The following is a 13665-nucleotide window of genomic DNA, read 5'->3' on the forward strand; positions in this document are numbered from 1 at the left end:
GGCGACCGGCCGGGCGCCCCCTCTGCGTCGGCGCGGGCGCGGTGGGCGCCGGAGCGGGGGGCGCCCGGGCGGCGGGCCGGCGCCGGCCGCGGGCGATCCGGACGGCGCGCGGCCCGGCCAGGACTCTCCGCCCCTGGTGGGGGTTCCTTGCGGCGGAGATCAGCGGGCCCGGATACTCGTCCCATGAGTGCAGGGCCACAGCAGCGCAGGGACGCGGTCGACGCCGTCATCGACCAGTGGACGGCCGTACGGCCCGACCTCGACACCGCCGCGATGCAGGTCTTCGGGCGGATCTTCCGCCTCGCGCGGGCGATGGGCGACCGGATCGAGAAGGTGTACGCCCCCTTCGGCATCTCGCGCGGCGAGTTCGACGTGCTCGCCGCCCTCCGCCGCGCCGGCGACCCCCACACCCTCTCGCCCCGGCAGCTGTCGGCGACGCTCATGCTCACCACCGGCGGCATGACCGGCCGCCTGGACAAGCTGGAACGCGCCGGCCTGCTGCGCCGCTCCCCCGACCCGCACGACCGCCGGGGCCTGCAGGTGACGCTCACCGGCAAGGGGCTGCGCCTGGTCGACGAGGCGGTCGCGGCCGGTCTCGCCGCGCAGACGGAGGCCCTGTCCGCGCTCGGCGCCGACCAGGCCGACCAGCTCGCGGGGCTGCTCCGGCAACTGCTGGCGGGGGCGCAGGACGGCACACCGTAGGGGCGGGTGCCCGCCTCGGGCTGCGCGAGGGTGCCCTGGCGGGACGGGTGCCCGCCTCGGGCTGCGCGAGGGTGCCCTGGCACCCGGTCACCGGCCCGGCACCGCGTGACGCAGGCGCCCTGGTCCCGCCCTGCCGGGTGGCGCGGCCGGGCGATGGCGGCGCGAGAACGGCGCGGCCCGCACGCCGTCGGGCACCCTGGAAGGCGGGCCGGCACCGCGTGACGCAGGCGCCCTGGTCCCGCCCTGCCGGGTGACGCGGCCGGGCGGTGGCGGCCGGGGCGGCCCACCGGCGTGTTCCGGCCGCGCTCCCGCCGACGGCCTCCTCGGGGCGTCTCAGCCGACGTGGGCGGCGACCGCGGCCTCGAGCGCGGCGGGGCCCGCCGAGTCCGCCGCCCAGGCCACGTACCCGTCGGGGCGGACCAGGACGGCCGTGCGGCGGCCGCTCGCCCAGCGCACCCCGGTCAGCCGGGCGGCGCGGTCCCGCCGCACCTCGTACGCCTCCGGGGTGATGAGCACGAACCGCCCGCCGCGCAGGGCCTCGTACAGCCGGCCCCCGCCCGCGAGGGCGACGTCCGGGACGCGCGTGCCGACCAGGCGGTGCGATCCGCGCGGCGCGGCATACCGGTAGCCGATGCCGGTGACCTGGCCGACCGCCCTGCGGCGGACCGGTGGCACCGCATTCAGCGAGGCGGCGACGGCGGCGCGCAGGGCGCGGGTCCAGGGACGCTTCGCCATGGCGAGCCGGACGAGGCCGCCGCTGCTGCGCAGCACCGACCTGCCCACGGGGTGGCGTTCGCTCTCGTAGGTGCCGAGGAGCGCCTCGGGCGCGTGGCCGCCGAGGACCTGGGCGAGCTTCCACCCGAGGTTGGCCGCGTCCTGCAGCCCGGTGTTCATCCCCTGGCCGCCGGCCGGGCTGTGGATGTGCGCGGCGTCGCCCGCGAGGAACACCCGGCCGACCCGGTAGGCGGGCGCCTGCCGCTCGTCGCTGTGGAAGCGGGACATCCAGCGGGGGTCGTGCATGCCGTAGTCACGGCCGAGGGCCTGCCGGGTGATCTCCCTGAGCTCGTCGAGGTCGAGGGACGCGCCGTCGGGCAGGTCGCGGCCTCGGTGCCAGCCCATGACGCGGTAGTAGCCGTCGCCGAAGGGTGCGATCAGGGCGAAGACGTCGCCGACGGCGTTGGCGGTGAGCACCTCCTCCGGCTCCTCGGCGAGCCGGACGTCCGCGAGGAGGAGGGAACGGATCACCGAACGGCCCGGGAAGGGCAGTCCGACGGCCTTCCGGACGGTGCTGTGCAGTCCGTCGGTGCCGACCGCGTACACGGCCCGCAGCGCCTCCCGCCGCCCGCCGGGCCCGCGAGCCTCGACGGTGACGCCGTCCGCGTCCTGGGCGAGCCCGGCCACCTCGGTCTCGTACCGGAGGTCCGCGCCGGCCTCGGCCGCCCGCCGCTCCAGGGCCTTCTCCACCTCGTACTGCGGGAGCACGAGGACGTGGCGGAACCGGGAGGGCAGGTCGCGCAGGGAGAGGGCGAGCCCGGCGAAGAGCCGGAGCCGGTCCAGCGCGGTCCCGGCCGCTTCGAGGCCGTCGGCCAGACCGCGGGCGTCGAGCTGCTCCAGCGCGCGGGCGTGCAGGACGAACGCGCGCGACAGATTGCTGATCCCGCGGGGCCGCCTCTCCAGCAGGGTGACGGGGACGCCGGCGGTGGCGAGGTCGCCGGCGAGCAGCAGACCCGTGGGTCCGGCACCGACGACGACGACACGGCCGGGGACCGGGGCGGCGGCGGCCGGAGTGGCGGGGCGCGGGTCGGTGGAGGCGCTTGTGGCGGGAGCGCGCGGAGCGGTGTCGCCAGGGGTGCCGGACATGGGAACCTCCCGATGGCCAACGGGCGTCGGTCGACGCATGGTGGCAACGTAACGCCATGTGCCGCGGTTCGCGCCGCCGCGCGAGGAGACCGTCGGGTGGCCGGCGCCCGCGGTGCAGCGGTGTCCGGCCGCCCCCGGCCCGTAGGCGCGCCCGCCGGGCTCGGCGCCGTGCGGACCACACCGCGCCGGGCCTCGGGACAGCGGTTCGCGGGAGTCCTGGACGAGGGACGCGGACGCGGGCCCGGCAGCGCGTCCACAGACGGCGACACGCCTGACGCGGAGCACGCCCCGCCGGGCGCCGCGGGCAACTTCCGGACGGGGCGGTCGCGGGGCTCGGCGTACGCGGCTCGGCTACGACGCGGCGCGGCCGCACGCGGTACGACAACACGACGAAACGCCGGTGCCTGACCCGGAGCACGCCCCGATAAGCGCGCGGGCAACCCCGGGACGAGGCGGTCGCGGGGCTCGGCGCACGCGACTCGGCGACTCGGCTACGCGGCGCGGCCGCACGCGGGAGGGCCGTCTGCACGCCCGGACGACGGCACGACGAAGCGCCGGCCCCGCCCGCGGACGGCGGTGCGCGTCCGTATCGGGCGGGACCGGCGCCCTCGACGGCGTCGGCTCAGCGTGCGGCGGGCGGCGGGCGGCCCGGCCGGGGCCCGCCCGCGGCGGAAGAACTCCGTCAGGCCTTGGCCTCGACGCTGATGTTGCTGGTGGTGTCGTCGCGCTTGGTGTGGGACTTGTCCAGCACCATGACCAGGCCCGCGATGACCCCGAACAGGACGACCGGGAGGGCGACGTACAGACCCAGCGTCTGGATGACGCTCAGGCCCGGACCGGGGTCGTCGCCGTCGTCGCGGGTCAGCGCGAGCGCGGGGGACGACATGAGCAGCATCATCAGCGTCGTACCGGCGGCCAGGGCGCCGGCGCGCAGGGCGTTCTTCTTGTCCACGGTGCAAAAGTAGCGAACGCCCGAACCGGCCGCGCGCTCGGGGTGCCGCAGGAGGCGCCGCAGGCCGCGCGCCCGGCGTGCCCCGGCCGGCGGGCCGGCAGGCGCGCCCCGGTGACCCGGCGCGACGCGGCCGGCACGCCGGAGCACGCCGGGTCGCCGATCCGCCGCGCTCCGCCGGTCCGCCGGGCCGGGTCAGCCGCCTCTCCCGGACGATCACCCGTCGGCCGGCCCGTCCCCCGGTCCGCCCGCCGTCCCGTCAGCCGGTTCCGCCCCGCCGGGCCGCCCGTGCACTCCTTCCCGCAGGACGTCCGTCAGCGCGTGCAGCCTCGGTGACGCGGCCAGCTGCTCCAGGGTGACCGGGCGGCCCTCCGCGTCGGCGACGGGCAGGCGCCAGTTGGGGTACTGGTCCCATGTGCCGGGCAGGTTCTGCGGGCGGCGGTCGCCGACCGTGTCCGGGAGCCAGAGGCCGACCATGCGGGCCGGGGTGCTCAGCAGGAAGCGGTGGACGGCCTGGATCTCGGCCTCCTCCGAGGAGACGCAGCGGCCTCCGCCCGCGCCCTTGAGCAGGCCCAGTTCCGTCAGCACCGACAGCCACTCGGCGGTGTCCGCGGCGGCCTCCGCGCGCTCCGCCTCCAGCGGCCGGGTGAGCAGCCCGAGGCGGTGGCGCAGTTCGACGTGCTCGCCGGTGAGGCGGGCCGCGGTGGACGGCAGGTCGTGGGTGGTGGCGGTGGCCAGGCAGTCGGCGCGCCAGCGTTCGGGGGGCAGGGGGCGGCCGTCGCCCTCCCAGTCCCGCTCGAACCACAGGACGGACGTGCCGAGCACCCCGCGCCGGTCGAGTGTCTCGCGCACCCCGGGCTCGACGGTCCCCAGGTCCTCGCCGATCACCACGGCCCCCGCCCGCGACGCCTCCAGCACCAGGACGGCGAGCATGGCCTCGGCGTCGTAGCGGACGTAGGTGCCCTCGGTCGGCGGCCGGCCCTGCGGCACCCACCAGAGCCGGAACAGCCCCATGACGTGGTCGATGCGCAGGGCGCCGGCGTAGCGGAACAGCGCGCGCAGCAGGCGGCGGAACGGCGCGTAGCCGGACTCGGCCAGACGGTCGGGACGCCAGGGCGGCAGGCCCCAGTCCTGGCCGCGCGCGTTGAAGGCGTCCGGCGGGGCGCCCACCGACATGCCGGCCGCGAAGTGGTCCTGCTGGGCCCAGGCGTCGGCACCGCCCGGGTGCACGCCGACCGCGAGGTCGTGCACCACGCCGACCGGCATGCCCGCCTCGCGGGCGCCGCGCTGGGCGGCGGTGAGCTGGACGTCGGTGAGCCAGGCGAGCCAGGAGTGGAAGTCGACGCGGTCCATCAGCTCGACGCGGGCGCGGGCGGTCTCCGGGGAGCGGGGGTCGCGCAGGCCGGCGGGCCAGGTGTGCCAGTCGGAGCCGTGCACCTCGGCCAGGGCGTACCAGGTGGCGTGGTCCTCCAGGGCCTCGCCCTCCTCGGCGAGGAAGTCGGCGTAGGCGGCGCGGCGGCCCGGGCCGAGCGGCACCTGCCGCACCAGCTCCAGGGCCTCCCGCTTGAGCTCCCACACCGCGTCCCGGTCGATGAGCGCGTCCTCCTCCAGGACGGCGGCGCGCAGCCGCGCGGCCCGTTCGAGCAGGGCCCGCACCCGCTCGCGGTCCTCGACGTACGCGAACTCCGGCACGTCCTCGACGCGCAGGTGCACCGGATCGGGGAAACGGCGGGAGGAGGGGCGGTAGGGGGACGGGTCGGTGGGCGCGCCGGGCACGGCCGCGTGCAGGGGGTTGACCTGGACGAACCCGGCGCCCAGCGCGCGTCCGGCCCAGGCGGTCAGCTCGCCGAGGTCACCGAGGTCGCCCATGCCCCAGGACCGCTGCGACAGCAGGGAGTAGAGCTGGACGAGCAGGCCGTACGAGCGTTCGGGGGATGTGGGCAGCCGGGCCGGGGCGACCACCAGGTGGGCCCAGCCGCTCCGGCCGTCGGGCGCGGTGGCGGTGAGCCGGTGGACGCCGGGCGGGAGCCGGTCGGGGGACGGGCGGGTCTCGCCCTGCTCGGTCTCGACGACCAGGCGGGTTCCCGCGGGCAGCCGGGCGGCCAGCGCCGCCGAGGCCTCCGCGACCGGGACCTCCGGCGTTTCCGGCCCGGCCTGCGCTTCCGGCCCGTCAGGTTCCGCCGAGGCCTCTTCCGCGGCGCCCCACCACACCACCGTGGGCGGCAGCAGGCGTTCGTCCAGTTCCCGTTCGCGGGCGGTCAGCGCGGCCCCGGTCGCTTCGGGAGTGCTCGCGTCGACGTCGAGGGCGGCGAGGGCGGCGACGACCGCCGCGGCGGAGGCCGGGACCGTGCGGCCCGGCGAGGGACTGTAGGAGGTGGCGACGCCGTGCAGTCCGGCGAGGCGGGTCAGCTCCTCCGCGGGGGGTTCCTCCGGCTGTTCCTCCGTCATCTACGACTCCGCGCCGCGGGAACCCGGATCGGACGCGTGGGTCTCCTCCCCGGCCGGGGCGGCGGACGCGGAGAAGCACTCGCTGGTCAGGTGCGCGGCCTCGGCGAGCGGCGGCTCGCTGGTCAGCGGCTCGGCGTCGGGCAGCGGCGGCTCGCTGGTCAGCGGGAGGTCGGCGTGGCCGCCCTCCGCGGCGGGGCAGCACAGGGGGGCCTCGGCGTGGCGGCCGGTGGGCGGCGCGGGTTCGCCGGCGGAGAGGTCCGCCACGGGTTTGGACAGGGCCGAGAGGAGAAGGTGTGCCGGTGCGGCCACAGGGGCCTCCTTGTCGAGTACGGCATCCAGCGGATGACCGCAGCCCTACCCACTGCGCGGGACGGCAGACGTACGAAAAGGGACCAGGGGCTCGTGTTCACGCTCCCCTCGCCGCCCGTTCCGGCCGGCGGCGGGCGTCCGCCGGAACGCCTGCGCCGTCTCCGCCCGCCCTTCCAGGGTGGGGCATTCACGGCACAACGGCCACTGTGATTGACACCTTCACCACCCGGATGGTGGGCTCGAACCTCTTCGGAACCGCCGCGGGGAAGGCCGAGGACGAGGAGGGGGAGCATGCAGCTTCGGCGTGGGAAGGGCGCGGCCGCGCTCCTGTTCGCCTGTGTGGCCACGGCCGTGGGGGGCGCCCCCACGGCGGTGGCGGCGCCGCCGGCCCCCGACGCGGCGGCCACCCACCCCGAGCAGCCCTCGGCCGCCGCCGACGTCGCGGTCTGGCCCCGCCCGCAGTCCCTGCGCACGACCGGCGCCGGGGTCGCCGTGCCGGACCGGGTGGCCCTGGTCGCCGACGCGACGGCGGACCCGTACGCCCTCGACGCGCTGCGCGAGCTGCTGCGGCGGGCCGGGGCCCGCACCGTCACGGAGCTGGGCCCGGCGGACCCCGTCCCGGCGGGCGCGCTGGTGGTGCGGGCCCGGACGGAGGCGCCGCACGGCGATCCGCGCCACGCCCTGCCCTCCGGGGGGTACGTCCTCACCACCGGCCCCGGCGGCGTGACCCTGGACGGCGCCGGCGAGGACGGCCTGTTCCACGCGGTGCAGACCCTGCGGCAACTGGTGCGCGAGGACGGCACGATCCCGGGCGTCACCGTCCGGGACTGGCCCGGCACCGCCGTACGCGGCACGACGGAGGGCTTCTACGGCACCCCGTGGACGCAGGAACAGCGGCTCGCGCAGCTGGACTTCATGGGCCGCACCAAGCAGAACCGGTACCTGTACGCCCCCGGCGACGACCTCTACCGGCAGGAGCGCTGGCGCGAGCCCTACCCGGCCGGGCAGCGGGCGGCGTTCCGGGAGCTGGCCGAGCGGGCCCGCCGCAACCACGTCACGCCCGCCTGGGCGGTGGCCCCGGGCCAGTCCCTGTGCTTCTCCTCGGACGGCGACCTGCGGGCGCTGACGCGCAAGCTGGACGCGATGTGGGCGCTGGGCTTCCGGGCGTTCCAGCTCCAGTTCCAGGACGTCAGCTACAGCGAGTGGCACTGCCGCGCGGACGCCGAGCGGTTCGGCTCCGGACCCGAGGCGGCGGCCCGGGCCCAGGCGCGCGTGGCGAACGCGGTCGCCCGCCACCTGGCGGGACGTCACCCCGGGGCGGCGGCGCTGACGCTGATGCCGACCGAGTACTACGAGGACGGCACGACACCGTACCGGCGGGCGCTGTCGGCCGCGCTGGACGAGGACGTGCAGGTCGCCTGGACCGGTGTGGGCGTGGTGCCGCGGACCATCACGGGGCGGGAACTGGCCGAGGCCCGGGCCGCGTTCGGGCATCCGCTGGTCACCATGGACAACTACCCGGTCAACGACTACGCCGGGGACCGCATCTTCCTCGGCCCCTACACCGGGCGCGAGCCGGCCGTCGCGAGCGGCTCGGCCGCCCTGCTCGCCAACGCCATGGAGCAGGCGGAGGCCTCCCGCATCCCGCTGTTCACGGCGGCCGACTACGCCTGGAACCCGCGCGACTACCGGCCGCAGGAGTCCTGGCGGGCCGCGATCGCCGACCTCGCGGCGGGTGACGCGCGGCGCGCGGAGGCGCTCTCGGCGCTCGCCGGCAACGACGCCTCCTCGGTCCTCGGCGGCACCGAGTCGGCATATCTGCGTCCGCTGATGGAGGCGTTCTGGCGGGCGCGCACGTCGGCGGACCGGGCCGCGTACGAGAGCGCCGAGCAGCGGCTGCGCGCGGCCTTCACGGTGATGCGGGAGACCCCCCGGCGCCTCGCCCCGGACGGCGGCGGCCTGGCGGCCGAGGTGGCCCCGTGGTCGGCCCGGCTGGCCCGGTACGGCGAGGCGGGCACGGCGGCCCTCGACATGCTCGGCGCCCAGCGCGCCGGCGACACCGACCGCGCCTGGACGCAGCACCGGGCGCTGGACGGGCTGCGGGCCGAGCTGAGGCGCGGCCGGGTCACCGTCGGCCAGGGCGTGCTGGACCCCTTCCTGGAGCGGGCCCGGACGGCGTACGCGGCCTGGGCGGGGCTGGACCGCGAGCCGGCGGCGGACCGGGACGACGCGGCGGACGGGCACACGGTCCGCTTCGGCCGGCCCCGGACGCTCACCGCGGTGACGGTGCTGGCGGATCCCGGGACGAGCGGCACGGTCGAGGCCCATGTGCCCGGGCAGGGCTGGCGTCCCGTCGGGACGCTGCGCGGGACGGGGGCGACGGAGCTCGCGCTCGGGCAGCCGCCCGCGCCCGGCGCGTCCCCCGGCACGGTGTCCGGCCCGTCCCGTCCGGCGCCCGGTGGCTCCCTCTACACGGGACCCGGCTCCTCCTTCGGTCCGGCATCCGGCTCCTCCTTCCGTCTCGCGCCCGGTCTGCTGCCGGGTCCCGCGTCCGGGTGGTTCTCCCCCGGCCCGGTCGTCCCGCCCTCGCCCCCGGCGACCGGACCGGCCGCCGGCGGATCCGCTCCCGCCCGGCCGTCCGCCGGGTCCCCCGGCGCGCCCGGCACCGGTCTCACGACCGCCGACCCGGTCGACGCCGTCCGCGTGACCGGCCCCGCGTCCTCCCGTGTGCGCCATCTGGTGCCGTGGTTCGCGGACTCCCCCGCCGCCGAGCTGGCGTTGACGCCCGCCGGCGCGGGCACCGGCGGAGCCCGGGCGGGGATCGCCACGACGGACGCGGAGATCGGCGGCACCGAGCGGCTGACGGCCCGGCTCACCTCCCGGCGTCCGGCCGACCTGAGCGGCAGGATCACCGCCGAGGCGCCCGAAGGGGTCCGGGTGCGCGTGCCGGCCGCCCCGGTGACCCTGCCGCGCGGCACGACGACGGACGTCCCGGTCGAGGTGAGCGTGGCCCCGGGGTCGCCGGCGCGGTCCTACGAGGTCCGCGTCTCCTTCGCGGGCGTGACCCGCACGCTCACGGTCCGCGCCTTCCCCCGCACCGGCGGGCCCGACCTGGCCCGGACCGGCCGCGCGACCTCGTCCGGCGACGAGACGCCCGACTTCCCGGCGTCCGCGGCGAACGACGGCGACGCGGGCACCCGCTGGTCCTCGCCCGTCGACGACGGCGCCTGGTGGCAGCTGGAACTGGCCCGGCCGGTCCGGCTCGGCCGGGTGGACCTGCGCTGGCAGGACGCCCACCCCGCCGCCTACCGCGTCCAGGTCTCCGCGGACGGCCGCCGCTGGCGCACGGCCGCCACGGTGACCGACGGCCGGGGCGGCCACGAGACCGTGCGGATGGACGAGCCGGACGTGCGCTACGTGCGGGTGCAGGGCCAGAAGCGGGCCACGGCGTACGGCTACTCGCTGTGGTCGGTGGAGGCCTACGCGGTCGCGGACTGACCGCACGCGCGGGGAAGGGCAGGAACGGGCCCCGGCCGGGGAGACCCCCGGCCGGGGCAAGACGAAGGCCCGGGACCGTCAGGCGGAGATGCCGTCGATCCGGGCCAGGGCGTCGTCCGCGCCGTACGGCTGCAGGTAGGGCAGCCAGCGCGGGTCCCTATGGCCGGTGCCGATGATGCGCCAGGCCAGTCCGGTGGGCGGAGCGGGTTTCTGGTGCAGCCGCCAGCCCAGCTCCACGAGGTGGCGGTCCGCCTTGACGTGGTTGCAGCGGCGGCAGGAAGCCACCACGTTGTCCCAGACGTGCTTGCCCCCGCGCGAGCGCGGGACGACGTGGTCGACGCTGGTTGCGACGCCACCGCAGTACATGCACCGGCCCCCGTCGCGCGCGAACAGCGCCCTTCGGGTCAGTGGAACGGGTCCCCGATAGGGAACCCGGACGAATCGCTTGAGCCGGACCACGCTGGGTGCGGGGACTGTGACGGTCGCGCTGTGCAGGAAGGCGCCGGACTCCTCGAGGCAGACGGCCTTGTTCTCGAGGACGAGGACGAGCGCGCGGCGGAGCGGTACGACGCCGAGCGGCTCGTACGACGCGTTGAGGACCAGGACATGCGGCACGGATGCCTCCTTCTACGCCGGCGGCGCGTGGCTCGCGCCGGGACGATCTGCAGCCAGTCTCCCCTCAGGCCCGGCGAACGCGCCACCATGTCCTGGTAACGGGCTGGGAGTGTTTTCGACCACACCTCATTCATCCCCCGCGACGACGGTCGTTCACACGGGCCTGATCAGAGACGGTCGGACACCGCCCTTCCGCGGACGTTCCCGCCGATCGGCACGGCGGGCCCCGTTAATGTGGTGGTTCCGCCCGTCCGGTGACCTTTCCGTGACCGAGCCGATACCGACCGCTGCGCCGGAGGGCGGACGCATCTGGAGGTTCCTGCCGTGTCCTTGCCCGCCGTCCCCCTGGCCGCCGGTCCGTCGCCGTCGCCGTCCCCCTCGGGGACGGCGCCGACCGTGCCCACGCTCCGGGACGCCCAGCAGAGCGCGACGAACGCGGCCAGCTGGGTCGAGCAGAACTGGTCCACGTGGCTGGCGATCGGTCTCAGGGTCCTGCTGATCCTGGTGATCGCGGCGGTGCTGAGAGTGATGGTGCGGCGGGCGATCACCCAGCTGATCGACCGGATGAACCGCGCCCCGCAGGGCGGCGCCGGCACGTCGCTCGGCGGCCTGCTGGTCAACGCGGAGCGGCGCCGCCAGCGCTCCCAGGCGATCGCGTCGGTGCTGCGCTCGGTGGCGAGCTTCCTGATCCTCGGCACCGCGGCGCTGATGGTCCTGGCCACCTTCCAGATCGACCTGTCCCCGCTGCTGGCCTCCGCCGGTGTCGCCGGTGTGGCCGTCGGTTTCGGCGCCCGCAACCTGGTCACGGACTTTCTCTCCGGCGTCTTCATGATCCTGGAGGACCAGTACGGCGTCGGCGACACGATCGACGCGGGCATCGCCGCCGGCGAGGTGATCGAGGTCGGGCTGCGGGTGACCAAGCTGCGCGGCGACAACGGTGAGATCTGGTACGTCCGCAACGGCGAGGTCAAGCGCATCGGCAACCTCTCCCAGGGCTGGGCGACGGCCGGCGTCGACGTCACCGTGAAGGCGTCCGAGGACCTCGACCACCTGAAGTCCACGCTGGACGAGGTGGCCGAGAAAATGAGCAAGGAGGAGCCCTGGAACGAGCTCCTGTGGAGCCCGATCGAGGTGCTCGGCCTGGACAGCGTCCTGCTGGACTCGATGGTGGTGCGCGTCTCCGCGAAGACGATGCCCGGCAAGTCCCTGACCGTCGAACGCGAGCTGCGCTGGCGCATCAAGCGGGCGTTCGACGCCGCCGACATCCGCATCGTCGGCGGCGCGACCGCCCCCGCCGAGGGCGGCCCGGCCACCGACCCGACGGCGGCGGCCGCCGCTCCCTCGGTCTACGCGAACACGGCGTCCCCGCAGTCGGAGGCGGCCTCCCCGCTCGTCCCGCAGCGCCCGACGCCCAAGTAGTCGCCGCGAACACCGCCGTGGAGCGGCGTCCGGGCGGATCCGGGCGCCGCTCCCCTCGTCCGCCTGCGGGCGCACCTCGCGTGACGTCTTGACGCCCCCTCAGGCGCGGGCTTAGGTTCCTGCCACGCCGACAGGAAACCTTCCTAACAGTGACCCCCGAGCCGCCTCCGCGATGGACTCCGGGCGGCCACACCGGGAAGCCGGGCAGCCGAGAGGCAGGTGTCGACCCGCATGGCAGGAACCGCCGGTACGCCGGGCACCCCGCGCGTCCTGCGCGCCATGAACGACCGCGCCGCCCTCGACCTGCTGCTGGAGCACGGGCCGCTGTCCCGGACCCGGATCGGCAAGCTCACCGGCCTGTCCAAGCCGACCGCCTCCCAGCTGCTCGCCCGTCTGGAGGCGGCTGGCCTCGTGCTGGCCACCGGCACCAGCGAGGGCCGGCCGGGGCCCGGCGCCCAGCTGTACTCGGTCAACCCGGCCGCCGCGTACGCCGCCGGACTGGACGTCACGCCCGCCCGCATCCGCGCCGCCGTCGCCGACGTCACCGGCCGCACCGTGGGCGAGTACGAACTCCCCGTCCCCGGCCGGCGCGCCTCCCCGGGGCCGGCGGCCGCCTGCGGGCCGCGGACAGCCGCATCGCCCGTCGTCCGGCAGGTCACCGACGCCCTCGACGGCGCCGTGAAGGCGGCGGGACTGGCCCGGGACGACGTGCACCGGCTGGTCATCGGCACGCCCGGCGCCTTCGACCCGGGCACCGGCCGGCTGCGCTACGCCTCCCACCTGCCGGGCTGGCACTCCCCCACCCTGCTCGACGAGCTCGCCGCCGCCCTGCCGATGCCGGTGGAGTACGAGAACGACGTCAACCTCGTCGCCGTCGCCGAGCAGCGCCTCGGCGCGGCCCGCGGTCACCGGGACTTCGTCCTGCTGTGGAACCAGGAGGGCCTCGGCGCGGCCCGCGGTCACCGGGACTTCGTCCTGCTGTGGAACCAGGAGGGCCTCGGCGCCGCCCTCGTCCTCGGCGGGCGGCTGCACCGCGGCTGGACCGGCGGCGCCGGCGAGGTCGGCTTCCTCCCCGTGCCGGGCGCCCCGCTGGTCCGCAAGGTGACCCGTGCGAACAGCGGCGGCTACCAGGAGCTGGCCGGCTCCCAGGCGCTGCCGGAGCTGGCCCGCGAACTCGGCGTCGGCGACCTGCCGGCCGGCCCGTACGCCGAGGTCGCCGCCGCACTCGTCGCGCGGGCCGCCGACCACGCCGGCGGCCCCTACCGGGAGCTGCTGCGGACGTACGCGACCCGGCTCGCCACCGGTCTCGCCTCGCTCGTGTCCGTCCTCGATCCCGAACTCGTGGTCCTCAGCGGCACCTCGCTCACCGCCGGCGGCGAGGTGCTGCGCGGCCTCGTCCAGGGCGAACTGGAGGAACTGGCCGCGTCCCGGCCGCGTCTCGTCGTCGGCGACGTGACCGACCACCCCGTGCTGCGCGGCGCCCTGGAGAGCGCGCTCGCGGCCACCCGCGACGAGGTCTTCGACACCTCGCGCTGAACCGCCGCACCCGCCCCCGCTCACCGCCCCGCCCGTCCCAGGGAGACCCAGCCATGCCCGAAGTGTCCCGTGGAGCGGCTCTCGTCCTGGCCGCCTCCGCCGCCCTCGCGCTCCTCGCCACCGCCTGCACCGGCCAGTCCGGCGCCGGCGCCGACGACGACGCGTCGAAGGAGACGACCCTCACCTCACCATGGCGGCGACCGTGCTGGTCGTGGCCCCCGTGATCCTGGTGTTCTTCTTCGCCCAGAAGGCGTTCGTCGAGGGCGTCACGCTGACCGGGGTGAAGGGCTGACCCGATGCTGTGCTGCACCCGGGGAACGGCCCCCGGC

At 76.7% G+C, this 13665-nt stretch carries 9 protein-coding genes and 1 pseudogene; 5 read left to right on the plus strand and 5 right to left on the minus strand.

All coding sequences use genetic code 11. From position 1 onward, the window contains the following. Positions 1–183 precede the first annotated feature (183 nt). Positions 184–702 (plus strand): MarR family transcriptional regulator, encoded by a 519-nt coding sequence (locus tag ABZ920_RS03870; RefSeq protein WP_361498483.1) that lies wholly within the window; start codon positions 184–186, stop codon positions 700–702. A gap of 333 nt (positions 703–1035) precedes the next feature. Here ABZ920_RS03870 and ABZ920_RS03875 read toward each other — a convergent pair whose 3' ends face one another. The 4 genes from ABZ920_RS03875 to ABZ920_RS03890 form a co-directional block, all read right to left on the minus strand. Next, the gene (locus ABZ920_RS03875) at positions 1036–2562 is read right to left on the minus strand and encodes an FAD-dependent monooxygenase (RefSeq protein WP_361498485.1); all 1527 of its coding nucleotides are present in this window, start codon (positions 2560–2562) and stop codon (positions 1036–1038) included. 682 nt (positions 2563–3244) lie between these two features. Beyond that, the gene (locus tag ABZ920_RS03880) at positions 3245–3514 is read right to left on the minus strand and encodes a hypothetical protein (protein ID WP_361498487.1); all 270 of its coding nucleotides are present in this window, start codon (positions 3512–3514) and stop codon (positions 3245–3247) included. A 213-nt stretch (positions 3515–3727) separates the two neighbouring features. Next, positions 3728–5959: a 4-alpha-glucanotransferase gene (gene malQ, locus ABZ920_RS03885; RefSeq protein ID WP_361498489.1), complete on the minus strand. Its 2232-nt coding sequence runs from the start codon at positions 5957–5959 to the stop codon at positions 3728–3730. After that, complete coding sequence (locus ABZ920_RS03890) at positions 5960–6268, minus strand: hypothetical protein (protein WP_361498491.1); 309 nt, start codon at positions 6266–6268, stop codon at positions 5960–5962. Between the two features lie 291 nt (positions 6269–6559). Here ABZ920_RS03890 and ABZ920_RS03895 point away from each other — a divergent pair, with 291 nt between their 5' ends. Further along, complete coding sequence (locus ABZ920_RS03895) at positions 6560–9766, plus strand: beta-N-acetylglucosaminidase domain-containing protein (protein ID WP_361498493.1); 3207 nt, start codon at positions 6560–6562, stop codon at positions 9764–9766. Between the two features lie 78 nt (positions 9767–9844). Here the strand turns inward: ABZ920_RS03895 and ABZ920_RS03900 are convergent, their stop codons facing one another. After that, positions 9845–10381, minus strand: coding sequence for an HNH endonuclease (locus ABZ920_RS03900; protein WP_361498495.1), 537 nt, complete (start codon positions 10379–10381; stop codon positions 9845–9847). 324 nt (positions 10382–10705) lie between these two features. On the opposite strand from ABZ920_RS03900, the gene ABZ920_RS03905 reads away from it, so the two are divergent. The 3 genes and pseudogenes from ABZ920_RS03905 to ABZ920_RS03915 all read left to right on the plus strand — a co-directional run. Then, positions 10706–11800: a mechanosensitive ion channel family protein gene (locus tag ABZ920_RS03905; RefSeq protein ID WP_361498497.1), complete on the plus strand. Its 1095-nt coding sequence runs from the start codon at positions 10706–10708 to the stop codon at positions 11798–11800. Positions 11801–12031: 231 nt separating this feature from the next. Beyond that, on the plus strand, positions 12032–13336 hold the full coding sequence (locus ABZ920_RS03910; RefSeq protein ID WP_361498499.1) for an ROK family transcriptional regulator: 1305 nt from the start codon (positions 12032–12034) through the stop codon (positions 13334–13336). 175 nt (positions 13337–13511) lie between these two features. Continuing rightward, positions 13512–13628, plus strand: a pseudogene (locus ABZ920_RS03915) (carbohydrate ABC transporter permease); the annotation flags it as partial. Between the last annotated feature and the right edge of the window lie 37 nt (positions 13629–13665).

This window comes from Streptomyces sp. NPDC046831 (genome assembly GCF_040645305.1).
GTDB lineage: Bacteria > Actinomycetota > Actinomycetes > Streptomycetales > Streptomycetaceae > Streptomyces.

Bases quoted from the DNA above. Each gene is read 5' to 3' on its own strand.
- ABZ920_RS03895 (WP_361498493.1), top strand. From the start codon at position 6,560: ATGCAGCTTCGGCGTGGGAAGGGCGCGGCCGCGCTCCTGTTCGCCTGT.
- ABZ920_RS03910 (WP_361498499.1), top strand. From the start codon at position 12,032: ATGGCAGGAACCGCCGGTACGCCGGGCACCCCGCGCGTCCTGCGCGCC.
- ABZ920_RS03875 (WP_361498485.1), bottom strand. From the start codon at position 2,562: ATGTCCGGCACCCCTGGCGACACCGCTCCGCGCGCTCCCGCCACAAGC.
- malQ (WP_361498489.1), bottom strand. From the start codon at position 5,959: ATGACGGAGGAACAGCCGGAGGAACCCCCCGCGGAGGAGCTGACCCGC.
- ABZ920_RS03870 (WP_361498483.1), top strand. From the start codon at position 184: ATGAGTGCAGGGCCACAGCAGCGCAGGGACGCGGTCGACGCCGTCATC.